We start from the raw sequence: 22,383 nt of genomic DNA on the forward strand, positions 1-22,383 counted from the left end.
GTTATGCGGAAAGCTGGTCGCCGAAGAAGTGCCGGCGGTAGCGCGGGTTCATTTGGTCGACCGACAGCAGGACGTAGAACGTGTAGATCCCGGCTTCGGCGTCGTACGCGGGTTCCCCGCAGATCCATGAACCGAGCCGCAGATAGCCGCGGAGCAACGGCGGAACCGCGGACGGCGCCCCCGGGGCCCCCGGGGCCCGGCCGTGCTCCAGCGCCCGCAGCCGGGGTTCGACCCGCTGCCCGGGCGGGGCGAGATACCTGTCGCGGGTGGCCGCCCAGATCGCGGCGGCGCGCTCCCCCGCGTCCTCGCCGCCGGGCACCCAGGCGCATCCGCCGAGCCATCGCCGGCCCGTCAGGCTCAGATATTTGGCGATGCCGGCCCACATCAGGCCGATGACCGCCCCGTTGCGGTGCTCCGGGTGCACCGCGGCCCGGCCGGTCTCCACGAGGTCGGCGTCGAGCGGGCGCAGCGGGCCCAGATCGAAAGTCCGCTCCCCGTAACGCCGGCCCACGAGAGCCGCGCATTCCGCCGTCATCATGCGATAGGTGCCGACGACGGTGTTGCTCGCGTCGTGGCGTACGACGATATGGTCGCAGTGCTGGTCGTATTCATCGACGTCGAGCCCATTTCTCAGGCTGGGCAACCGGGTGCCGTATTCCGCGGCGAACACATCGTGGCGCAGCCGCTGCGCCTGCGTCACCCCGGCACCGTCCGCCGTTGTCAGGCTGTACCCGCCTGATTCGATGACCAGGGAAATGCTCATGCTCAGCCCCAGACACGCTGGGCGGTGCTGACGACCAGGTCGAGCTTGCGCCGCTGGTCGTCCCAGGTGAGCGGGTTGCCCTGGACCTCCGAGGCGAAACCGCACTGCGGGCTGAGGGCGAGGGCGTCCAACGGCAGGTGACGGCTCGCCTCATCGATGCGGCGCACCAGGTCATCGGGGTTCTCGAGGGCACCGGTTTTCGTGGTGACCAGACCCAGGACGACGGTGGTGCCCGCCGGCACGTGCCGGATCGGGGCGAAACTGCCGGCCCGGTCGGTGTCGTACTCCAGGAGCCAGTGGTCGACGGGGATACCGCCGAAGACGTCCTCGGCGATGCCGTCGTACGTGCCCTCGTTGAACCACTGTCCACGGTAGTTGCCCCGGCAGATGTGCATGCCGACGGTCACTCCCTGCTCGCGGAGCCCGGCGACGATGCGGGCGTCGGCCTCGACACAGCGCCGCAGCAGGTCCCGCGGGTCGAGTCCCTCGGCCTCGAAAACGGCGATGAGCTTGTCGTTGACGAAACTGGTGAAGCAGGGAGCATCGATCTGGATGTGCCGCACGCCATCGCGGACCAGCGCCTCGACCTCGCTCTGCAGGACCGCGGCGAGGTCGTCCACGAGGTCCGCGCGGGTCGGGTAGGCCTCGTCGCTCACGCCCGCCTGCCAGTTGGCCACCACGAAGTTCGTCACCTCGGGAATGGTGACCTTGAACGGTCCCGGTGCGTGCCGGGCGAGGAACGTGGCCTCACGCTCGGCGAAACGGTCCCGGTGCAGCAGTTTGCCGCCGATGAGATTGAGGATCGCGTCGTCGGGGTGCCGCTCGTCCCCGGCCGCGTTCCAGTCGAGGGTCGGGGCCTGCGCGACAAAGCCGTCCGTGCCCCCGGTGAGCTGGCTCATGAAGTCGTTACGGCGGTATTCCCCATCGGTGTACGGGCCGATGCCGCTGTCGCGCTGCACGTCCAGGATCACCTGGATGGCGGTGTCCTCGGCCGCGGTCAGCGTCTGGGCGTCGATCCGGCCGGCGGCGTGGTCCTGCCGGGCACGGAGGAGCTCCGCGGGACGCAGCAGACTGCCGACGTGTGTCGCCCTGGTGGGCGCGGTGCGCTGATTGCTCAAGATTCCTGCTTCGATTGCCCGTTCCATGACGCGACGACTACACCACCGCGCGGATGTCGCCCGTCGGATGCGGGGATGACAACCGTCGGGTGTCCGGCACCACAAGCGATCGGCTGTCTCCGGCACCGCCGTTGTGCGAGGTCATACTCCGTGCATGGCAAGCAATGTGTCGTTCGGCGTTCTCGGTCCCGTGGAAGCCTGGGCCTGGGACCAGCCACTGCATCTGGGTACGCCACAGCAACGCGCCGTGCTCGCCGTGATTCTGCTCAACGAGGGCCGGGTCACCTCCACCGACGAGATCGTGGAGGCGCTGTGGGATGGCGAACCACCCGCGGGAGCCACCAAGACGGTCCGCACGTACGTCTCCCGGCTGCGCGCCGTGCTGGAGCCCGCCGGTGCCGCCATCGAAACGGCAGCCGGCGGCTATCTGCTGCGCACCAGCCCGCAGACGCTGGACCTCGCACGCTTCCACACACTGGTCACCGCACCCGTCGGTGACCGGACGGAGCAGGCACGCCAGGCCCTCAAACTCTTCCGTGGCGAACCGCTGGCCGGTCTCACCGGTGCCTGGGCCGAGACCCAGCGAGCCCGGCTCACCTATCTGCGCGCCGCGGCTCTGGAGACGCGGTTCGCCGCCGAGCTCGACTCGGGCCACCACACCGACGTCATCGCCGAGATCACCGGCGCCATCAAGGAATTCCCCTTCCGCGAACGCCTGCGCGAGCTCCACATCCTCGCTCTCTACCAGTCCGGGCTACGAGCCGAGGCCTTCGCCGCGTACCGCACCGTCCTCGAACTGCTCGACGACGAGCTCGGTGTCGCACCCATGCCGGAGCTGCAGCAACTGCACCAGCGCATGCTGGAGGGCGATCCCACCCTGACACCGGCGCAGCAGCTACCGGCGCCGGAGGCCGAGCCACGGCAGTTGCCACCGCAGACCCCGGCCTTCGTCGGCCGTGAGGCACTGGTGGCCGAGCTGACCGGCCTGCTGCGAAGCCCTGACAAGCCCGTCCTGATCGGTATCGAAGGCCTCGCCGGTACGGGAAAGACGGCACTGGCGGTCCACGTGAGCACGCTGGTGCGCGACGACTACCCGGACGGGCAGATCTTCATCGACCTCGGCGGGAGCGGGGACCGGCCCATCGACCCCGCCACCGCGCTCCAGCACCTGATCAGCCACTTCGGCGTTCAGGAAGGCGCCGTTCCCCCGCAGACGAGCTGCCGCACCCAGCTGTGGCGCAACCTGCTGGCACAGCGGCGCGTCCTGGTCGTCCTCGACGACGCCGCCAGCAGCGCCCAGGTCGAGCTGCTGCTGCCGGACAGCCCCGGTAGCGCGGCGATCATCACCGGCTGGCGCAGGCTCGACGGCATCCCCGGGCTGCACACGACCACCGTGGGCGTCTTCCCGCCGGATGAGGCGTGGCGGTTCCTCGAACAGTCCACGCAGGCAGGGCGGCTCAGCCGGGATCCGCAACCGGTCAACCGGCTCATCGCCCTGTTCTCGGGCCATCCGGCGGCGCTCGGTATCGTCGCGGGCAGTCTGGCCGCCGATCCCCGGACGACAGCGGCCGACGCCGAACGCCGGTTCCGCCACGAGTTCGGTGACGGCGGGGACTTCGCCGAGGTCGAACGGCTCATCCGCAGGCCGTACACGCAGCTGCAGCCCGGCACCCAGCAGGCGATCCGGCTCCTCGCCGGTCTCGACCTGCGCGACATGTCGCTCGACACGGTGGCCCACGCCCTGGACGTGTCCCACAACCGGGCCCGTCACCTCATGACCCAGCTCCGCGAGGTGCACCTCGTCGAGGAGAACGGCCCGGGCCGCTACCGTCTTCTGGACCTCATCAGATTCACCTGCCGGCGCTGGTCGCTGGAGTCCGACGAGCAGCGGACCCGCGACGCGGTCCTGCGCCGGACCGCCGGCTATTTTGCGACGATGTCCGCCCTCGCCACGAGCGGCACGTTCACACCGTCACCGCTGGCCCTCGACATGGGACCCGCCGCGCGTGCCTGGCTCCAGGCAGAATCCCGCAACGCCGGAATGATCGTCGCGCAGGCAGCCACCCATGAGCGGGACCGCCGGGGAACTCCCCAGCGGTCCCGCTCATGACCTGCCGATCAGGGCAGGTTCAGCCCCAGGGTGTAGGAGCCGCCACCGGTGACGCCGGTGACCAGCGCCTGATACGCCGCGATCGGTCCTGAGTACGTCAACGTCTTGTCGGAACCGGCGGACGGTGCGGTCGCCACCGGCGTCGAGCCCGCAGGGTCGAGGCGGGTCAGGACGAGACCGATGTCCGAGCCGTCCGGGCCGTCCAGGCAGAGCTCGACCGGGCCGGGGTCCGTGATGGTGAAGAAGTAGGCGAACGGCGACTCGGTCTCGCCCGTGGACACATTCCCGGTGCGGACGTAACTGTAGGTTCCGCAGTCCGGTGCGCAGGACCTTCGGGCAGCCGCCCTGCCCCGCGGAGTTCGCGTTCCTGAGAGCCTCAGCTGTTCAGGAAACCGATCAGGGCCTCGTTGAACTCGGCGGGGTGGCTGGCGTTGATGCCGTGCGGGCCGTCCTTGATGACGACCAGCTTCGCGCCGGGGATGGCCTGCGCGGTGCGGGCGCCGCTGACCTCGATCGGGACGATGGCGTCACTGTCGCCATGGATGACCAGGGTCGGGATGTCAATCTTGGCAAGGTCGGGACGGAAGTCCGTGTAGCTGAACGCGGCGATGCTGTCGAGGGTGCCCTTGGCGGATGCGACGTGGGCGAGCTCCTGGGCGTAGCGCAGCTGGGCGTCGCTGACCTTCTGCTTGCCGCCGGCGGTGAAGAAGTTCTGCGCGAAGCCGTCGACGAAGGCGATCCGGTCGGCGATGACGCCGTCCTGAAAGCCCTTGATGGTGGCGTCGTCGAGACCGCCGCCGGGGTTGTCGTCGCTCTTGTGGAGATACGGCGGGACGGCACCGGCGAACACCGCGCGGGCGATCCGGGCGCTGCCGTAGCTGCCGAGGTAACGGGCGACCTCGCCGCCGCCCATGGAGAATCCGACGAGGGTGACGCCGGTCAGGTCGAGCGTGGTGAGCAGTCCGTCGAGGTCGGCGGCGAACGTGTCGTAGTCGTAGCCGTCCCAGGGCTGGCTGCTCTGGCCGAAGCCGCGGCGGTCGTACGTGATGACGCGTTTGCCGGCCGCGACCAGTGGCGCGATCTGGGCCTCCCAGCTGCGGCCCGACAGCGGCCAGCCGTGGATGAGCACGACCGGGTCACCGGTGCCGAAGTCCTCGTAGTGCAGCTCGACGCCGTTGCTGACAGCGATGTAGGGCATGGTGGTTTCCTTTGTCTCGAGCGGGATGATCAGGCGGAGGCGAGCACGGTGAGCAGGACGTCGGCGGCCTCGGCGGACGAGGCGGGGTTCTGGCCGGTGATCAGCAGTCCGTCGCGGACGACGTAGGAGCCCCAGTCGGCGCCCTTGGAGTAGACGCCGCCCTTGGCCTTGAGCTCGTCCTCGACGAGGAACGGCACGATGTCGGTCAGGCCGACGCCGTCCTCCTCGCTGTTGGTGAACCCGGTGACCGGGCGCCCCTGGACCAGCGGGGTGCCGTCGGCGTTGGTGACGTGACGCAGCACCCCCGGCGCGTGGCAGACCAGCGCGACCGGCTTACCGGTCCGCAGCGTGGTCTCGATGAGCGCGACCGAGTCGGTGTCCTCGGCCAGGTCCCACAGCGGGCCGTGCCCGCCCGGGTAGAACACCGCGTCGTAGTCGGCGGGGTCGACCGTGCTCAGCACAACGGTCGAGTCCAGCGCGGCCTCCGCCTCGGGGTCGGCCTCGAACCGGCGGGTGTCGTCGGTCTGGGAGCCGGGCTCGTTGCTCTTCGGGTCGAGCGGCGGGCGGCCACCCTTCGGCGAGGCCAGCGTGATCGTGGCGCCGGCCTGCTTGAGCCGGTAGTACGGCGCCGCGAGCTCCTCCAGCCAGAAGCCGGTCTTGCGGCCCGTGGTGCCCAGCTCGTCGTGCGAGGTCAGAACCAGCAGAACGTTCATCTCAGAACCCCTTCGCTCACTTATGAGCCGCGTTGGCCACGTCCCGAACAGTAGACGACTGGTCTACTAGATTGCAAGCCTCACCGGGAGAGCTCACTGCGGACCGCGTACGCGACGGCGTGCGTACGGCTGCGGAGGTTGAGCCGGCCCCGTACCTCGAGCACGATCTTGGTGACCCGCGACCGGGGCAGACCGAGCCGCCGGCTCACCTCGGCACTGCTCAGCCCGTCGGCGTAGAGGAGCAGCACCTTTGTCTCAAGGTCGCCCAGGGGACTTGTGGCGGCTGCCTCGAACCGCTGCAGGAGCAGCGGCAGGGTCACGGCCGGCAGGGGTGGCCGCACCGACCGGGTCAGCGCGATGGCCTCGAGGACCCGATCGGGGTCGGCCGCGGCCCGGTGCAGCAGGGCGATCAGGCCGAGGGCCGCCGCCACCGACAGCTGTTCCCCGGTGATCTCGTCCGCTATGACGATGCAGCTGATCTCCCCGGACCGGGCCGCGAAACGCTCCCGCATCAGGGCGAGCAGCCGTTCGTCGGCCCGGTCGGTGAGCAGGATCAGGACGTCGCACTGAGCCCAGTCCGTCAGCTGCACCTGTGGCGCCTGCGAGAGAGCCTGGGCCAGCCCGTGACCACTGACGAGATCGCGGGTCTCGATGGCGACCGGCGCCCGTGGGCCGGTCATCCCTGCCGGGCGGGACCCGGCGGCTGCCAGAACGGGTCGTCGCCGTCGCCGGTCAGCCGGGCACGGGCAGCCATCGCCCGCCGGTCGGCGCGGCGGCGGCTCAAACTCGCGCCCAGCAGCAGATACAGCACGAATCCCAGCACCACGACCACCGCCAGGAACGCACCCGCCCCGAGCAGTACGCCGCTCAGCGCCGGAAGCACACCGGACGACGTCTTCCACGGCGCGTTCACGCCCACCCCGGCGGGCAGCGGCGCGGTGACGGCCGCATCCGGGTTCACCACCCCGCCGGCGGCCGTGGCCCGCACCTGGCGGGTCACCTCGGCGGCATGCAGTTCGGGGTGGGCCGAGCGGACCAGCGCGACCGTGCCCGCCACGAACGCCGCCGGGCCGGCACCGGGGGCCAGCAGCTCCGACGAGTCGCTGGGTGGGTCGCCGCCGTCCGCACCCACGCTCAGAAGTCCGTCGGCCGGTTCGAGTCGCACCGTGGCGGGCACCACGACGACGGCATCCCGGGCGATCGCGGCACCGACCGCGGCGCGCACCCCCGGGTCGGCCCCGTCGATGTCGGCACCCACGAGAATGACCTGTGCGCCGGACCGGGCAGCGACGGCGATGGCCGTCGCCGCCCGGTCCGAGGTGATGACGTCGTCGCCCGCCCTGATCGGCATGATCCGGGCCTGCGGTGCCACGCCGGACCGGTCGCCGGCGACGATCCCGGCGAGCGTGGTGCCGGAGCCTTCACAAGCGGTGTCGCCGCGACCGGTGCCCGCGACGACGTCGGCTCCGGGGGTGACCCGGCCGGCCAGCCCAGCAGCCGCACCGTCCACACCGGATCCCAGAAGCGCGACCGTGACGCCCGCGCCGTCCGACTTCTCCCAGGCCTGGCTCAGTGGGGGCGTGAGCTGCGTCCCGTCCACGGCCTGACCACAATCAGAATCCGAGGGGTACGCCGTCAGCGCGCCGGAGTGCAGCCCCTCGCCGGCCGCGTCCCACGGCAGGACGAGCTCCCACCCCGTGTGCAACCGGCTCGGATCCGTCAGCCGGCCACCGTCGCGCTGGATCCGGCCGGCGTTGAGGGCGAGGATCTCTCCGGCGCGGTTACCGTCACCCAGGAAGCGCTCCGCGATCTGCCAGAGGTTCTCGGGCTCGCCCGGGAAAGCCTCGCCGACCGTGTAGGAAATCTGGTTCACGGCTTCGCCGGAGGGCGGTGCGGCGCCGGCGGGGACCGCTGCCACCCCGGTCATCGCCAGCGCGAGCACGGCGATCAGCATTGTTCTGCGTACGGTCATCTCACCATTGCGCTTTCTCCAGGAGTGCCCACTCGTGGTCGTCGCCGGATTTGCACGGGACGAGCGCCAGCCGCGCGCCGGCACCACCGGTGCCCGCGCCGGGAACGTCGACGCACATGTCGGCGGCCGCGTCGCGCAGCCAGTAGTACTGAGTCCCGGCCACGGCGACCTGTGGTTCCAGCCGGAAGAACTGGTTGTCCTTGTCGGAGCAGCCGGTCTCGTTGAGCGAGGTGCTCGACGCGACCTTCCCGGCACCGGGCGGGTCGACGCAGAAATGGTCCTGCGCGTTACGGATCCAGTAGAGCTCGTAGCCGTCGCCATCGGTGCCGCGCGGCTCGAACGTCCAGTCGTCCGCATTCGAACACCCGATCTGGATCACCGGGCCGTCCCGCGTGCCGTTGCCGGGCACGGCGATGCAGTCACGGGTGGTGAGGTTGCGGACGTGGTACGGCCCGAAGTCGCCGCCGGGACCGCCGTCGACGTCCTTGACGGCCGGCTGGTCGCCCTGTGTCCCGCCCGCTTGCTGATCCTGCTGCCCCGGGGAAGTCGTGACCGGCCCAGTCGTAGCCGGTGCAGTCGTAGCCGGTGCGGTCGTGGCCGGCGCGGGAGCGATCGGCCGCAGCGTCTCGGTCTCCACGGGAGCCGGGGACGCCGGCGCGCTCAGGCGCTTGTCCTTGGCATACTCCTTCTCCGCTGTCGTCACGTCGTCCAGCAGCGCGGCCGCCATGGCGCCGGTGCCGCCGGTGAAGGCCGCGAGCGCCGGACCGTACTGTCCGCCCGCGTCCTGCATGAGCTTGCACATCGTCCGGCCGAGCACGGGGATCGCCACGGACGGCGTCCAGGGTGAGTCCTGCTCCCCCGCGTTCGCCGCCCAGACCTGCGGCAGGAACTGCGCGATGCCCTGTTCACCGGTCGCGCCGACCTTGGCGGCGTCGAAACCGGACGTCGCCATGATCTGCGCCGCGATCCGGGCCGGTGACAGGTCCGGGCAGACAGAGCCCGCAGTGACGACGGCTGCCACGTCCTGCTCCGGGACGGCGATGGCCGGTACGGGCGGCACGGCACGACGTTCCAGCACGGGCTGCAGCGCATACCAGGCGGCGTACCGTTCAACGGTTTCCACGTAGTCGCCGTCGACATGCTGCGCGGCGAGCGCGAGACGCCACGGGTCGCCGGCGGTTCGCGCTGCGCGTACCTTGCCGATCTCCTGGCAGGTCAGGTGGGCCAGCGCGGTGATCCCCGCCTCGCGGTCGGCCGGATCGGCATCCGGCCACGGCTTGTTCTGCTGCCATTGCGCGGGCGTCAGCGCGGCGACCCCGGTGCGGCCACCGGCACGCATCCCGGTCACCGGGCGGATGCCGAAGCCCGATGCGGCCATGACCTGACCGGCCAGCCGGGCGGGGGTGAGTGCCGGGCACGACGCCGACGCGCTGACGACGATCCTCAGGTCGGGCGCGGAGAGCCGGGCGCCCGCCAGGGGCGGCGTGGCACCGGCTGCCTGCCGTGCCACGAACCCACCGGCGGCCAGCACGCAGGCGAGCGCCAGGCCAGCACCCAGCAACACCCACGCCCACCGGTTCCTTCTTGGGGGACGGGCCACAAACGTTCCTCTCATAGGTTGGCGAGCAACTCGTCCTCGGTCGGGACGTCGACCCGATCGGACCAGCGCAGGGTGCTCACGGCCATGTCGAACAGCAGCACGATCGCCCGCACCGGATCGGCCTCGACATCGCCGTCGCTGAGCACCGTGAACGTCAGCAACCCCCAGGTGCCCGGGGCTCCGGGGGCGGCGACGAAGTAGCTGACGCGTACGGATGGGGCTCTGCGCCCGATCGCATCGCTGTCCATCACCTGGCTGATCCGCGCGGCCGGGCAGCCGCCGACCTCCAGCGCCGTCCCGTCGGTTCCGGCGTCGGCGAGGATGCCGTCGAGGACCTGCCGCGGGTCGCGTACGTCGTCGCCCTCGTCCTCGATCACCGACAGCACCAGCGTGCCGGGCAGGCGCATGCCGTACATCTCCGTGACCGGCAGCACCACCGCCCGGGCCCCCTGCCGTTCGGCCTCGTCGGTCGCCCGGGTGAGGTCGGCGCGCAGGACCCGCCGCCACGGTCCGGCCTTGTCCCGCGGCAGCGTGTCGGGCAGGGCGTGCCGGACGATGCCGTTGATCGCGCGCTCCCGCAGCCGGGCCAGGCCGGGAGCGGTCGGGATGTACGCCCATCCCGCGGGCAGCACGAGCTCGATGTCGATCACAGCACCCCCGCCGCGAGGGCCGGCGAATCGTCGGCGATCACGTTCAGCAGCGCGTCGATCCCGTCGCCGATCACCGCGAGCCGGCTCAGCCCGTTGACGCGCGTGGTCACCAGGATGTCGAGGTCGCCCGTCGCACGTTCGAGGCGCAGTGCCGCGTCGACCCGGCCGTGCAGCCCGTTCTCCTCGGTGCGGGCCAGGGCGATCACGCGTACGCCGTCCCCGTGGCGGGTGGACACGTATTCGACGTTCGGCTCACGCACGTCGTCGGCGAAGCCCTCCGCGCCGACCGCACCCATCAGGTACGCGGAGTCGCCGGGAAACGCCTCGCGGAATTCCACGAGCGCGATCACGGGCATCCAGCGGATGTCGTCGCCGAGGAACCCCATGCCCCAGACCAGGCGGCAGTGCGGTGCCAGTTGATCGGCGCGGGCGAGCAGGTCGGCGGCCAGCACCGCGCTCGTCCCGTCGCCCGCCCAGCCGTCCAGGAGGGCCGACAGGGCGGCGGTCCACGCCGTACGCTCATCGGTGTCGCCGCCCGCGGCCGGCACCCAGTCCCACCACCAGGACACCGTCAGGGTCTGCTCCGGCATCAGTGACCACCGACCACGGGGTTGTGCGTCGCCTGGATGGCCCCGAGGACCAGGCCGACACCGATGTCGAACGTGCGACCCATGACCTCCACCACCTTGGGGAGCTGTCCGAGGCCCTTCGGCAGGGGCGGTGGCCGCAGTCCCGAGGGCCCCGTGATCTCCGGCGGTTTGCCGGGAGGTCCGATCTTCGGCGGTTTGAACGGCGAGGACCTGGGACCGGAACGCCCCGAATCGCCACCCGGTTCCCCACGCGGCTTGCCGATGGGCGGAACCTTGCCGCGGAGCATGTTCTTGTAGTCGTCGACGGCCCTGCCGGCTTTGGTGAGGCGTGCGCCCAGGCCACCGATGCCGAGCCCGATCGCGTCGAGAGCCACGCTGAGCACCTCGCCCTCGTGATTGGCGAGCAGCACGGAGTCGGAGACCAACAGGACGGCCCCGGCGACCAGCGCGGCCATCGCGACCCCGTTCAGCCCGGGTATGACAAACGCGAGCACGGTCAGCACCAGGGCGATGATCGCGAAGATGTCACTGATCTTCTTGAACACGGCCATGATCTTGTCGTTGCGGGAGTCGCTCAGCCCGTCGTCGTAGATCTTGCTGTTCACCGCGTCGCCAAAGCGTTTACCTGCCACGTCGAGGGCGTCCAGTGCGGCGGTCAGCCGGTTCGTGGCCGCTTTGAGCTGACCTGACGCCTCGTCCACCGCGCGCTGCTTGTCGGTGGCCTTCTGCTGCTCCTCCGGCGAGACCGTGCCGTCCGGGCCCTCCTGCGGGTCCGGCATCCCCAGCGCCTTGTAGTTGGCCGATTTGCCGTCCTCCGCGTCGTTCTCGGCGGCGGTGACCTCGTCCATCGCGTGCTGCAGCTCGGGCTCGTACCGCTCGATCTCGTTGGCGACGTCGTGGTAGCGCACGGCGACCTTGCTCAGACTGTCCTTGATGGACGTCGCGTCGGTCCTGAGCGGTTCGACCCACTGGCCCACCAGGCCTTCGCTGCCCCTGTCGACGATCTTCTGCAGCCCCTGCACCGCGTCGTCGATGGTCTGCGAGATGTGCTGATAGCGCTTCTGCGCCGCGTCCATCTCGGCGACGTCGGCGCGCTTGAGGGTCTTGATGCGGCCGTCGCTCACTTCTGATCCATGCTCTCTCGCATCTGTTTCTCCGCCTCGGTCCAGGTCTCGTCGAGTTCCTTGACCTTGTCGCGGAACTTCTTCATCTCCTCGACCAGCTTGTTGCGGTGCACGGTCCAGTTGTCCGCGAAGTCACCCATGGACAGATTCGCGTTCAACTGGCCCCACTGGTCCTTCTCGTCGTCCTGGAAGTCCAGCGCGCCCTCGAACTGGCCGATCAGCTCGTTGAGGCTGCTGACCAGCCCGTCCAGGTCCTTGACCACGAGGTCGGGCATCACATCACCGCTTCACTTGTCGTCGGGTTCACCGGCCGGCCACGGCCGGCTCCAGCAGGGGGATCAAGGCCGGCCGGCCACGGCCGGCTCCAGCAGGGGGATCTGGACGGTTCGCAGGGTGCCGTCGCCCAGGTGCACGCGGGCGATGCCGGGTACGACGCGCTCGGCCAGGTTCGCCCGGGTCAGCCGCACGCCGATCAGGTCGCCGGCGCCCAGGGTCGCCGGGGAGAGCAGCGCACCGCGCCGGTTCTTCTTGACCTCGACCTGCCAGCCGGAGAAGCCCATCGCGACCGCGGCGATCTCCCCGGCGAGGATCACGGCCCGGTTCCGGCCGGCGGCCTGCCGGATGAGCTGGCGCAGCCAGTCGCGGGCGGCGCAGTCGCGCCACCCCTCGGCGTCGTCGATCAGGAGCGCGACGGGTCCGGCGCCCGGATCCACCAACGCGGCGAGCGTGTCCGCGTCCGGGTTGTCGTCGGTGACGATTCCCCGTACGCCGGGCCGCCCGGCCAGCTCCCGCAACGGCGAGCGCAGCGGGGCACCGATCACGAGCTCCGTCCCGCACCGCAGCAACGACTCCGCCATGACCCCGAGCGCGGTGCTGCGCCCGGACCTCGACGGGCCGGCGATCAGGAACGTCGGCTGGTCCCCGAGCAGGTCCATGCCGACCGCTTCGAGCTCGTCGCCACCGACGCCGATCAGCGCCCAGCCGGGGCGGGGCTGGTCGACGGCTGCCCAGGCCTGGTCGTACGTCAGCTGGGCGGGCATCACGGCGATCCGGCCGGGGCGCAGCGCCTTCGGTACGCCGGCCTCGCGTTCGGTGAGCCGGCCCGCGAGCGTCTGCATCGCGGCGACCTGCGCGGGACCGGACGGGTCCGCGGCCACGAGCGCGACCTGCACCTCGATCGCGCTGACGGCACGGTACCCGCGTCCCGGCGGCAGATTCTCCGGGATCTTGCGGGGATTCAGCCCGGCCATGGTGGCGTCGGTCCGGTCGGCGAGGCGCAGCACGACCTTCTCCTCGCACAACGAGCTGATCCGGCCGCTGAGCAGCGTGTGGTCGCCGGTGATGAGCAGATGGACGCCCGCGCTCGCCCCCTCGCGCAGCAGCGTGTAGATCAGCTCGGTCAGCGCCCCGCCGTCGTGTTCGCTGAGGGTCCCCATGAACCCCTCCCAGCGGTCGAGCAGCAGCAGGATGTGCGGCAGCCGCTCGGCCACCGGGACGGTCGTGCGCTGTTCGGTCAGGTCGGCGAACCCGCCCTCGCCCAGCAACCGCTGCCGGCGCTGCACCTCGGCGTGCAGCCGGGTGAGCAGGCGCACGGCGCGTTCGGTGTCGGAACGCTGCACCACCGCCCCGCAGTGCGGGAAGCGGCTGATCGGCAGCAGTGCGCCGTTGCCGCAGTCGAGCGCGAACAGGTGCAGATCCGCCACGCTGGTCGCGGAGGCCGCGGCGGTGGCGATCGTGCGCAGCGCCTGCGACCGGCCGGAGCGGGGTGCGCCGGCGATGTGCAGGTGGCCGAACGTGGACAGGTCGATCGTCATCGGCTCCTGCCGCTGGCTGCGCGGCAGGTCCTGCACGGCCCAGGCGAACGACGGCTCGCCCCGCTCGTCGCGGCCCCGCTCGGCCGGGTCCCGCTCGGCAGGCAGATCAACGACGGTCGCCGACGGCAACGCGGGCAGCCACGGTCGGCGCTGTGCCGCGACGCCGAGCAGGGTGTTGGCCTGCCGGATCGCCGCCACGAGCACGGACAGGTCGGTGGCCTCGTCGGTCTCGGCGGCCGGTCGGGGTGGCTGTGGCGCCGGGCGGCCGCGGTCCTGCCAGCTCACCTGGCGCAGGAACGGCGCGGCGGGCGTACGGTCGGCGGTGCTGCGCGGGCGGCGACCACCCACCCGGCCGGTCTGGAACGGGATGAGCGAGCTGTGGCCGAGGCGGGCGTACGCACGTCCCGGATTCGCGGCGGAAATGCTCGCCGCCTCCCGGGCGTCGATGACGTCGGTGCTCTCCCCCGCGTCGGTCACCCGCAGGGCCACCCGCAGGTTCGTGTTCGCCCGGATCTCCGCCGACACCACGCCGGACGGGCGCTGCGTGGCCAGGATGAGGTGGATACCCAGCGAGCGACCCCGCTGCGCGATGTTGACCAGGCCGGTGACGAAGTCGGGCAGCTCCCGGGCCATCGACGCGAACTCGTCGATGACGATGAGCAATCGCGGGATCGGCTCCGGCACCGGACGCCGGGTCGCGTAGTCGAGATAGTCCTCCAGATCCTTGGCACCGACCGCGGCGAGCAGGTGCTCACGGTGGATCAGCTCCGCCCCCAGCGAGGTCAGTGCGCGTTCCACCAGGTGGGTGTCGAGGTCGGTGACCATGCCGACGGTGTGCGGGAGGTCGACGCAGTCCTTGAACGCCGCGCCGCCCTTGTAGTCGACCAGGACGAAGTTCATGGCGTCGGGACGGTTCGCGACGGCGAGCGACGCGACCACGGTCTGCAGGAACTCGGACTTGCCGGAACCGGTGGTGCCGGCGACGAGTCCGTGCGGCCCGTGCTGGACGAGGTCGAGCGCGAACGGGCCGTCCATCGTGTAGCCGACGACGGCCCGGGTGCTGCGCGGGGCGGCGGTCCACCGGCCGGCGAGCGCCGCCGGTGACGGGTCCGTCAGGTTCAGCACCTCGAGCAGGCGCGCGGATGCCGGCAGGGCGGCTTCGCCGTGGCTGTCGCTGACGTCGCGCACCGGCGCGAGGCGCCGCCCGGTGATGGCGAACCAGTCGTCGATCACCTGGTCGACACGCACATCGTCGACCTGCTCCGCGCGCTGCCGGCGTACGGTCGTCCGCAGCCCGTCCCCGCCGGCCACCACGGTCGTGCACTCCTCCGGCAGCGTGCGCTCGTCGATGTCGACGCAGATGAAGTAGACACCGACCGCCGGGCCGGCCAGCAGGATGGAGACGACGCCGGGCAGGGCACGCAGCCGCCGGGCACCGTCCAGCACCACCACCACGTCGGGTTCGGTGAACACCGCCCGGGGACCGGCGTTGGCGCGGTCCCGCTGCCGCGCCCCGATCAGCTCGATCAGCTCGGCGATGCGGTGGGCGGTCGTCTCGGCGTCCGTGCCGACGAGGTTGAGCGCCTGTTGCCCGAGGGCCGGGCGGGTGTGCGGCAGCCAGGCGGCCCATTCCCACAACGGTCCGGCCGCCGGGTCGGTGAGCACGTACAGCTGCACGTCGCGGGGGCTCTGCACGACGGCCAGCTGACCGGCCATCCAGCGTACGAGACGCCGGGGCCAGTCGTCGCGCCCGGCGACGCCGACGACACCAGCCTGCGCGAGGGAGACAGCAACCGGGACGTCGCGCAGCCGGCGTGGCTCGGCGCGACGCTCGACGACGCCGGCCTCCTCGACCGTGATCGTGCTGGGCAGGTCGGCGGTGCCCACCCGGACGACGAGGTGGTCGGGGTCGGTGCGGCGGCGTTCCCAGAGGCGGGCCCGCGGGCCGGTCGCGACGATCAGCAACTCGGCGGGGTCGGGCGCGTCGATCCGGCGGTCGAGGCGTTCGAGGACGAGCGCCTCGGTGATCTCGGCCTCCACCGCGGCGGTGCGCCGCCGGTATTCGTTCAGCTGCTCGCGATGACCGCGGTGGCCCTGGCGGCGGCTGGTGAACCAGTTGGCGAACACCATCATCGGGCTCATCGCCGCGAACATCAGGTACAGCGGGTTGCGCAGCACGAGCGCCATGACGCCGCCGAATGCCGCCGGCAGCGCGGCTGCCAGCCACGGCAGCGCGTTGACGGACGGGGCCTTCGGCGGGTCGGGCAACCGGAACCTGCCCGGCCGGACCGGCGGGAGCAGCCGCGGCGGCCGGTTGTAGTCGAGGTGCTCGCCCTCCGGCGACGGCTCGACGACAGCGTCCGGGCCCAGCACCGGATGTGCCTCCAGGACCGTGCCACCCGCACGCAGCTGCGCGGCCTCCCGCCAGCCGAGCTCGTCGCCCGTCAGGTCCTGGTGGTCCAGTTGCAGACCGCCACCGAGCCCGCGGATGTGGACCTCGGCGTCGAAGGTGACCCGGATGACAGCGGCTACGGCCGGCACGTCGCCCGTCAGGCGTACCCGGCAGTCAGCGGCCGAGCCGAGCCGGTGCTCGCCCGGGCCCAGGGACCAGATCCGGCCGGCGCCGGTCCCGGTGACGGCGCGGATCGTCACCAGCCCGCGGGTGGCGGTGTACGCCGCCGGCCCCGGCCCGCCGACCCACAGCACCGAGCCGTCACGCAGGCCGGAGCCGGACAGCGGCAGGCCGGGGTCGAGCGGCCGGTCGTCGAGGTGGACGCCGCCGCTGTCCAGGGCGGGCCCGTGCGCGGCGTACGGCGGATCGAGATCGTTCAGCAGGTTCTTGACGACGTCCCGCACCGGGGTGGCGGGGTCGGCGTCCACGATCACGTCGGCCGACCACGCCTGCGGCGACGCGAGGGTGATCAGCATGCGCACGGGATCCCCCTGATTACTTGTTCAGCGAGCCGGCGAGCTCGGTGTCCATCTCACGCATCGCCTCGACGGCCTTGTTCAGCCACTCGGAGAGCTGGGTGAGGGTCTCCATGACCTGGCCCGCGGAGGTGTTGAACTCCGTGTGGACCTCGTCGAACTTGCCGGACGCCTGGTCGGTCACGAAGCCGGCCGTGGTCAGCTGGTCCACGATCGACTTGCACTCGGTCAGCCGGCTGTCGATCTCCTCCTTGTTGGAGCTCATGCGCTTTGCGCTGTCCTCCATGTCGGAGTACGTGATGCTGAGGTTCGCCATCGAGTTGTCCCTTCGTGTGCTCCGGGCCGCGCGTGCGCCAGACCCGAAGATGATCAACCGCCGACCACGCTAGGAACGGCGCCGCGCGAGGTCCAGAACGGTGCCCGCGGACGTGGGCCCCTGGGCCCAGAACCCGCGTTGACAGCCGGGTCCGGGCCGCTGACCATTGCCGTCCGGCCCTGTTCCGCGGGCCGCAATTGCCGTTCGGCCCGCTCCCGCGGGCCGCGATCGCCGTCCGGCCCGGTTCCGCGTGCCGCAGAGGGAGTTGAGCGATGAACCTGTCCGGACGCGCCGCTGTGGTGCGCGAGACCGCCGCGGCGGGCGGCCAGCGGTCCGGTGCCTGGATCGTGGACCACGCGATCCGTGCGCTCGCCGCGGGATGCGCCGAGCGGGGCCGCCGTCTCCCGGACGTGGGCGCCGTGGTGCTGGGCACCGACGCCGTGTCGCTGCGGCTGACCACCCCGGATCTCGCCCCGCCGCCGGGCTGGACCGCCGGGCACGACGGACGCACCTGGCAGGCCGCACTGCACCGGCTGGACACGACCGCGGTGGACCCCCGGGCGCCGTGGCCGTTGCCGTTGCTGGTCTCGCTCGGCGACATCGGCGACGGGCGGCTGCTGTTCAACCTGGCCGCGGCGGACGGCATGATCGGCCTGACCGGTGACGGCCCGCTCGCGGCACGCCTGGTCGACGACTGGTCCCGGCGTCTCACCAGCGGGCCGTGGGCGGGGCGGGCCCAGGTGATCCGGGTCGGTTTCGACCCCGATCCCGGCTTCACCGGCCTCGGCGTCGAGCGGCTGGCCCAGGCGTCGCCGCTGCTGAGCCGTCCGGAGGGCGGGGTGGTGCTGTTCGCCGCGCCGCCCGATCAGCGCGACTCGCACCAGAGCGGCCTGTTGCTCACCGCCGCGGCGCGGCGCTGGGCGGTGGTGGCGGCCGGCGTCAACGACGCGACGTGGCGCCTGCGGGTGGACCTCAACGGCCTGATCGACACCGGACTGTTCGCCGAGCCCGTCCGCCTGCGATGGTGAGGAGCCGAGCCCGCACGCCTGCGCTGGTCACGAGCCGAGCCCGTCCGCCTGCGATGGTGACGAGCCGAGCCCGCACATCCGCGCTGGTCACGAGCCGTGTGAAGCCGATCTGAAGGGTCGCCGGACCGGGCCCGCCCAGACTGGCGGTCATGATCAGTCCTGCTGGATCCGGCGGCCGGGTGCGCATCGCGATCGCCAGCCCGGAGATCCTCGCCCACATCCGCCGGCAGTTCGCCAGCAAGGGCCTGGACGTGCACATCGACGGGGTGCCCACGGTCGACGTGGTGATCACCCCGGGTACGGGCCCGGCGCCGGCACCCCACGCACTGGCCGGCGCCCTGAACGGGCTGACCGGTCCGCACACCCGCCGGCGGGATCCGGCCACGGCCCGCTACCGGCTCGCCCTGATCCCCCGCACGCAGGCCCGCAACGCCGGACCCCGGCCGGGACAGGGCGGGGCATTGTCGCCCCGGGAGGCCCAGGTGATGGAGTCGATCAGCCGCGGGATGCCCAACCCGGACATCGCCGCCCAGCTGCAGGTGCGGCAGAAGACGGTCAAGAACCACATCAACCGCATCTTCAGCAAACTCGGGGCGCGCAACCGGGTGGAGGCGGTGCTGATCTGGCAGCGGGACAACGGGTGATCAGATCCCGGGCCCGGCCAGGAATGCCCGCACCTCGGCCACTTCCGCGGCGTCCAGCTCGGCGAAGCGGGCCAGTGCCCGGTGAGCGAGGTCGGTGCCGTCCGGCGTTCCGCAGCGGGCCAGGCCGAACAGCGCCTGCCCCTCGTGGTAGCGGTCGCCGATGTCCCGGCTGATCCGCAGGGCTTCGCCGAACGCCGTAGCGGCCGCGTCGTACTCACCGAGGCCGAGCCGGGCCCGGCCGATGGCGGTGAGCAACGCCGACTCGAGAATCCGATGGCAGCAGGCGCGGGCGGGCGCGAGGCCTGCCAGCCCCTGCCGGATCGCCTCCTGCCAGTGCCCGGTTGCGGCGTCGAGGCCGGCCCGGGCGTGATGGGCCGACGCCAGGTCGTGGTCGCTCCCCGTCGCCCGTGCGAGCGTCAACGCCTCCCCGGCGGGCTCCTCGGCGGCTTCGCACCGCTTCATCTCCCGCAGCGTCGTGGTCAGGCTGCAGAGCAGGCCGATCCGGTACGCCCGATCCTCCGGCCCGGTCAGCAACTCCAGCCCGTCGCGCAGCTGACGAACCGCGGTCTCGTTCTGCCCCAGCCGGGCGTACGCGACACCGCCGTGATGGAAGATGACCGCACGGGCGAGCCGGTCACCGGTTGCCTCCGCGGAGCGCATCGCCACCCGGAGCAGCTCCAGCCATTCCAGCGGCTGACCCGCCACGGAGAAGTAGTCGAACAATCGGGCGGTCAGGTCGTACGCCGCTTCGTGGTGCCGGGTCTGGCCGGCCGCGTGGACGAGCGCGACGAGGTTCGGATGTTCCGTCGCGCACCACCGCGGATCCCGGATGGACAGTTCGGCGCGGTACCAGGACAGGACCCGCGACAGGGCGGCTCTGCGCTCCGGCGCGTCCAGGTCGCGGGCCACCTCGGCGGCGTACACCCGGGTGAGGTCGTGCATACGGAACCGGTCGCCGTCCTGCTCCAGCAGGCAGCGGGCGCTCAGCGTGTCCAGCAGCAGCCCGGCCCGCCCGGCATCGGTGCCGAACAACGCCGCGGCGCTGTGCCGGGTCATCGTCGGGCCGGGGAACACCCCGAGGAGCCGGAAGGCACGGGCCGCATCGGCGTCGAGTGCGGCGAAGGACCACGTCAGCACGCCGCGTACGGAGTACAGCGGATCGCCGTCCACCTGCAGCTCGTCCAGCCGGCGCCGGACGTCCTCAAGATGCGCCACGAGGGTGCCGACGGCGGCGTCCCCCGTCGACACGATGCGTTCCGCGGCGATCTGCAGGGCGAAGGGCGAATGGTCGCACAACTCCGTGAGCCGGCGGGCGGCCCCGGGTTCGGCGCTCACCCGGTCCGGCCCGATCGCTGTCGCGAGCAGGTCCAGCGATTCCTCCGCACGCAGCGCGCCGAGCTGGATCCGGGTCGCGTCGTGCAGCACGACCAGCCGGGACAGCCGGTCCCGGCTGGTCACGATGACGAGGCAGGAACCCGCGCCGGGCAGCAGGTGCTCGATCTGGTCGGCGGACCGCGCGTTGTCCAGCATGATCAGCATGCGTCTGCCGGCGAGCAGGCTGCGCCACAGCGCGATGCGCTGCTCCCGCTCGGGCGGGATCTGCCGGGCACCGACGGACAGCAGCAGCTGATGCAGTGCGGTGTCCGGTGTCAGCGCCGCGTACGACGGGTCGAACCCACGCAGGTTGAGGTAGATCTGCCCATCGGGATGGCTGTCGCTCAGCAGGTGCCCGCCCCGCACCGCCAGCGCGGTCTTCCCGATCCCGCCCGCGCCGACGACCAGGACGATCCCCCGCCGCACGGGTTCACCGGTGCCGCTGCGCACGAGGGTGAGCAGCTCCGCCGACCGCCCCACGAACGTCTCCCGGTCGTGCGGCAGCTGCGCGGGCCGGACCGGCGTGACGGTCTCCGGCGACCCAGTCTCCGGCGGCCCAGTCTTCGGCGGCCCAGTCCCCAGCGGCCCGGTGTCCGGCGGCCCTGTCTCCAGCGGCCCTGTCTCCAGCGGCGCTGTCTCCAGCGGCGCTGTCTCCAGCGGCCGGGGCCGGGGCCGGCGGCGATCCTCGGCGAGGATGTCCGAGTAGACCGCCTGGGTCGCGGCGGACGGGCTGATGCCCAGGTCGGCAGCCAGCAGCCGACGCAGCTCCGCGTACTGCGTCAGGGCGTCGGCGGTGCGGCCGCCGCGATGCAGCGCGGTCATGGTGACAGTCCGCAGCCGCTCGTCGAACGGATGCGCCGGGATCTCCGCGAGCAGCCGGGCGGTCACGTCCGGGAGCAGCGCGGGCGTGGCGATCCCGGTGAGCTCCACCAGCGACCGCACCCGCAGGGCGGCGAGGCGGTGCCGGGCCTGCTCGACGAAGGGGCCGGGCACCCCCGCGAAGAGGGTCCCGCCGGTCCAGTTGGCCAGGGCCTGCTCGTACGGTGCGATGGCGCCGGCCGGGTCCCGGGCGGCTCGGGCCCGGGCCCGTTCGACCTGGTCCTCGGCACGGGTCGCGTCGAAGCTCTCCCGGCTGATGAGCAGGCTGTACCCGGCCCGATCGCTGGCCAGCAGCTCATGAGCCGGCCCCAGCGCGCGCCGCAGCCCGGACACGTACGTGTGCAGGCTCCCGGCTGCGGTCGCCGGCGGTGACTCGCCCCAGACCCCGTCGACCAGTTCCGCCCGGGACACGGTCGTGCCGGCGCTCAGGGCCAGGACCGCCAGCGTGGCCCGCTGTTTGGGCGGCCCGAGCTCGATCTCGGCGCCGTCGACGTACGCGCGGAACGGTCCCAGGCCCTCGATCCGCACCCGGCTCGGATCCGGGCTCACGCGAACGCCACCATCGCGGTCCGGTACCTGGACAGCGCCTCCGGGTCGCGCCAGTGCAATTCCGCCCGCACGACCTCGCGTACCGCGGCGCTGGGAAAGAGCCCGCGCGCCCGGGACGCCACGAACGGCCTGTCCCGCAGCCAGGCGAACAGCTCCCCGGGCCCGCCTGCCGGGACCGTCGCACGAAGGAGGTCCTCGGTGGTCCCGGACGCGACCGCGCACACCTCCAGGGCCTGCCGGTGGGCGCCGGACGGGATGTCACCGATCAGCCGGTGGAAGAGCGAGACCGCGACCTCCCGGCGCAGGTCGTCGTCCCGCAGGAACTCGGTTCCCGCGGCAGCCACCCGCGCCGCGACCCGCAGTGCCAGTGGATTTCCCCTGCCCACCGACAGAACGGTCGCCCATCTGTCCCGGGGAACCCCGAGCTCGCGGATCAGCTCCTGCGACTGCGCCGCCGACAGCGGCGCCAGGGCCACGACCCGGAGAGCACCCGTCCAGCGCGGCGCCGGCGGCCGGCGCGACGCGACTATGAACACCGTTCCGGGCGGCCCGGTGCGCGGCAGGATCTCCGGCAGCCGGTCGACGTGATCACAGTCGTCGATCAGGATGACGGCGGGTCCGGTCCCGGCCGGGACGACCCGGGATTCGAGGTCCGCAATATCGCGCCGGACAACCGGCCGGCCCAGGCTCCCGGCTTCGTGCGCGACGCGCCGCAGCAGCGCCGACTTGCCGATACCGCCGGGGCCGCAGACGTAGAACGCCACGGTGCCGCCGGTCGTCCCGGCCAGGGCCGCACGCAGAAGAGCCATCTCACGGGTACGCCCGACCTGGCCTTGTTGCGTCACTACGTACCTCTGACCTCGATGCTGGTGATGGACCCGGGGACTCAACCAGCTCACGGGTGTCGCTCATCGGTCGTGGAGTTGACGCCCGTCGGGTGTCGTGTGCCACAGCTGAGGACAAGCACCGCCCCGGCGGCTTCCGGCGGGCAAAGGTGGTGCACTCGATGACCG

Annotated in this window: 19 protein-coding genes; 3 read left to right on the top strand and 16 right to left on the bottom strand. The window is 71.9% G+C overall.

Annotation, left to right across the window (positions count from 1 at the left end; genetic code table 11):
• Nucleotide 1: 1 nt before the first annotated feature.
• Nucleotides 2-763: a GNAT family N-acetyltransferase gene (locus Aco04nite_RS04940; RefSeq protein ID WP_212995955.1), complete on the bottom strand. Its 762-nt coding sequence runs from the start codon at nucleotides 761-763 to the stop codon at nucleotides 2-4.
• A 2-nt stretch (nucleotides 764-765) separates the two neighbouring features.
• Entirely contained in the window at nucleotides 766-1,881 is a 1,116-nt protein-coding gene (locus tag Aco04nite_RS04945; protein WP_212995956.1) for a cobalamin-independent methionine synthase II family protein, read from the bottom strand.
• A 154-nt stretch (nucleotides 1,882-2,035) separates the two neighbouring features.
• Between Aco04nite_RS04945 and Aco04nite_RS04950 the strand changes: the two genes are divergently transcribed.
• On the top strand, nucleotides 2,036-3,991 hold the full coding sequence (locus Aco04nite_RS04950) for an AfsR/SARP family transcriptional regulator (RefSeq protein WP_212995957.1): 1,956 nt from the start codon (nucleotides 2,036-2,038) through the stop codon (nucleotides 3,989-3,991).
• 8 nt (nucleotides 3,992-3,999) lie between these two features.
• On the opposite strand, the gene Aco04nite_RS04955 is transcribed toward Aco04nite_RS04950, so the two are convergent.
• From Aco04nite_RS04955 to Aco04nite_RS05010, 12 genes are all read right to left on the bottom strand, one after another.
• Nucleotides 4,000-4,272, bottom strand: a complete 273-nt coding sequence (locus Aco04nite_RS04955; protein WP_212995958.1) for a hypothetical protein — start codon at nucleotides 4,270-4,272, stop codon at nucleotides 4,000-4,002.
• Between the two features lie 95 nt (nucleotides 4,273-4,367).
• The gene (locus Aco04nite_RS04960; RefSeq protein ID WP_212995959.1) at nucleotides 4,368-5,189 is read right to left on the bottom strand and encodes an alpha/beta fold hydrolase; all 822 of its coding nucleotides are present in this window, start codon (nucleotides 5,187-5,189) and stop codon (nucleotides 4,368-4,370) included.
• Between the two features lie 29 nt (nucleotides 5,190-5,218).
• Nucleotides 5,219-5,902 (bottom strand): type 1 glutamine amidotransferase domain-containing protein, encoded by a 684-nt coding sequence (locus tag Aco04nite_RS04965; RefSeq protein WP_212995960.1) that lies wholly within the window; start codon nucleotides 5,900-5,902, stop codon nucleotides 5,219-5,221.
• An 80-nt stretch (nucleotides 5,903-5,982) separates the two neighbouring features.
• Entirely contained in the window at nucleotides 5,983-6,582 is a 600-nt protein-coding gene (locus Aco04nite_RS04970; protein ID WP_212995961.1) for a helix-turn-helix transcriptional regulator, read from the bottom strand.
• Nucleotides 6,579-7,874, bottom strand: a complete 1,296-nt coding sequence (locus Aco04nite_RS04975; protein ID WP_212995962.1) for a type VII secretion-associated serine protease mycosin — start codon at nucleotides 7,872-7,874, stop codon at nucleotides 6,579-6,581. Before Aco04nite_RS04975 ends, Aco04nite_RS04970 begins: the two co-directional genes overlap by 4 nt.
• A gap of 1 nt (nucleotide 7,875) precedes the next feature.
• Complete coding sequence (locus tag Aco04nite_RS04980; RefSeq protein WP_212995963.1) at nucleotides 7,876-9,438, bottom strand: RICIN domain-containing protein; 1,563 nt, start codon at nucleotides 9,436-9,438, stop codon at nucleotides 7,876-7,878.
• A 47-nt stretch (nucleotides 9,439-9,485) separates the two neighbouring features.
• Nucleotides 9,486-10,124, bottom strand: a complete 639-nt coding sequence (locus tag Aco04nite_RS04985; protein WP_212995964.1) for a hypothetical protein — start codon at nucleotides 10,122-10,124, stop codon at nucleotides 9,486-9,488.
• On the bottom strand, nucleotides 10,121-10,714 hold the full coding sequence (locus tag Aco04nite_RS04990; RefSeq protein ID WP_212995965.1) for a hypothetical protein: 594 nt from the start codon (nucleotides 10,712-10,714) through the stop codon (nucleotides 10,121-10,123). Before Aco04nite_RS04990 ends, Aco04nite_RS04985 begins: the two co-directional genes overlap by 4 nt.
• Nucleotides 10,714-11,838: a hypothetical protein gene (locus Aco04nite_RS04995; RefSeq protein ID WP_212995966.1), complete on the bottom strand. Its 1,125-nt coding sequence runs from the start codon at nucleotides 11,836-11,838 to the stop codon at nucleotides 10,714-10,716. Before Aco04nite_RS04995 ends, Aco04nite_RS04990 begins: the two co-directional genes overlap by 1 nt.
• Nucleotides 11,835-12,113 carry a hypothetical protein gene (locus Aco04nite_RS05000; protein ID WP_212995967.1) on the bottom strand — a complete coding sequence of 93 codons (279 nt, stop codon included), beginning with the start codon at nucleotides 12,111-12,113 and terminating at the stop codon, nucleotides 11,835-11,837. Before Aco04nite_RS05000 ends, Aco04nite_RS04995 begins: the two co-directional genes overlap by 4 nt.
• 63 nt (nucleotides 12,114-12,176) lie before the next feature.
• Entirely contained in the window at nucleotides 12,177-16,580 is a 4,404-nt protein-coding gene (locus Aco04nite_RS05005; protein ID WP_244875765.1) for an FtsK/SpoIIIE domain-containing protein, read from the bottom strand.
• A gap of 19 nt (nucleotides 16,581-16,599) precedes the next feature.
• Nucleotides 16,600-16,896 (bottom strand): WXG100 family type VII secretion target, encoded by a 297-nt coding sequence (locus Aco04nite_RS05010; RefSeq protein ID WP_212995969.1) that lies wholly within the window; start codon nucleotides 16,894-16,896, stop codon nucleotides 16,600-16,602.
• 272 nt (nucleotides 16,897-17,168) lie between these two features.
• Between Aco04nite_RS05010 and Aco04nite_RS05015 the strand changes: the two genes are divergently transcribed.
• Together Aco04nite_RS05015 and Aco04nite_RS05020 are read left to right on the top strand one after the other, a co-directional pair.
• Nucleotides 17,169-17,924 carry a hypothetical protein gene (locus tag Aco04nite_RS05015; protein WP_212995970.1) on the top strand — a complete coding sequence of 252 codons (756 nt, stop codon included), beginning with the start codon at nucleotides 17,169-17,171 and terminating at the stop codon, nucleotides 17,922-17,924.
• A 149-nt stretch (nucleotides 17,925-18,073) separates the two neighbouring features.
• Nucleotides 18,074-18,568, top strand: a complete 495-nt coding sequence (locus Aco04nite_RS05020) for a helix-turn-helix transcriptional regulator (RefSeq protein WP_212995971.1) — start codon at nucleotides 18,074-18,076, stop codon at nucleotides 18,566-18,568.
• Here the strand turns inward: Aco04nite_RS05020 and Aco04nite_RS05025 are convergent, their stop codons facing one another.
• Both Aco04nite_RS05025 and Aco04nite_RS05030 read right to left on the bottom strand, forming a co-directional pair.
• Nucleotides 18,569-21,370, bottom strand: a complete 2,802-nt coding sequence (locus Aco04nite_RS05025; protein WP_212995972.1) for an AfsR/SARP family transcriptional regulator — start codon at nucleotides 21,368-21,370, stop codon at nucleotides 18,569-18,571.
• Nucleotides 21,367-22,179, bottom strand: a complete 813-nt coding sequence (locus Aco04nite_RS05030) for a P-loop NTPase family protein (protein ID WP_212995973.1) — start codon at nucleotides 22,177-22,179, stop codon at nucleotides 21,367-21,369. Before Aco04nite_RS05030 ends, Aco04nite_RS05025 begins: the two co-directional genes overlap by 4 nt.
• Nucleotides 22,180-22,383: the final 204 nt, after the last annotated feature.

The sequence above is a fragment of the Winogradskya consettensis genome (assembly GCF_018332715.1).
GTDB lineage: Bacteria > Actinomycetota > Actinomycetes > Mycobacteriales > Micromonosporaceae > Actinoplanes > Actinoplanes consettensis.

What these genes read in the sequence shown, in the direction of transcription:
- Aco04nite_RS04965 (WP_212995960.1), bottom strand. Translation starts at nt 5,902, where the DNA reads ATGAACGTTCTGCTGGTTCTGACCTCGCACGACGAGCTGGGCACCACG.
- Aco04nite_RS05015 (WP_212995970.1), top strand. Translation starts at nt 17,169, where the DNA reads ATGAACCTGTCCGGACGCGCCGCTGTGGTGCGCGAGACCGCCGCGGCG.
- Aco04nite_RS04960 (WP_212995959.1), bottom strand. Translation starts at nt 5,189, where the DNA reads ATGCCCTACATCGCTGTCAGCAACGGCGTCGAGCTGCACTACGAGGAC.
- Aco04nite_RS05000 (WP_212995967.1), bottom strand. Translation starts at nt 12,113, where the DNA reads ATGCCCGACCTCGTGGTCAAGGACCTGGACGGGCTGGTCAGCAGCCTC.
- Aco04nite_RS05005 (WP_244875765.1), bottom strand. Translation starts at nt 16,580, where the DNA reads ATGCTGATCACCCTCGCGTCGCCGCAGGCGTGGTCGGCCGACGTGATC.
- Aco04nite_RS05020 (WP_212995971.1), top strand. Translation starts at nt 18,074, where the DNA reads ATGATCAGTCCTGCTGGATCCGGCGGCCGGGTGCGCATCGCGATCGCC.
- Aco04nite_RS04950 (WP_212995957.1), top strand. Translation starts at nt 2,036, where the DNA reads ATGGCAAGCAATGTGTCGTTCGGCGTTCTCGGTCCCGTGGAAGCCTGG.
- Aco04nite_RS05010 (WP_212995969.1), bottom strand. Translation starts at nt 16,896, where the DNA reads ATGGCGAACCTCAGCATCACGTACTCCGACATGGAGGACAGCGCAAAG.
- Aco04nite_RS04990 (WP_212995965.1), bottom strand. Translation starts at nt 10,714, where the DNA reads ATGCCGGAGCAGACCCTGACGGTGTCCTGGTGGTGGGACTGGGTGCCG.
- Aco04nite_RS05030 (WP_212995973.1), bottom strand. Translation starts at nt 22,179, where the DNA reads ATGGCTCTTCTGCGTGCGGCCCTGGCCGGGACGACCGGCGGCACCGTG.
- Aco04nite_RS04940 (WP_212995955.1), bottom strand. Translation starts at nt 763, where the DNA reads ATGAGCATTTCCCTGGTCATCGAATCAGGCGGGTACAGCCTGACAACG.
- Aco04nite_RS04975 (WP_212995962.1), bottom strand. Translation starts at nt 7,874, where the DNA reads ATGACCGTACGCAGAACAATGCTGATCGCCGTGCTCGCGCTGGCGATG.
- Aco04nite_RS04970 (WP_212995961.1), bottom strand. Translation starts at nt 6,582, where the DNA reads ATGACCGGCCCACGGGCGCCGGTCGCCATCGAGACCCGCGATCTCGTC.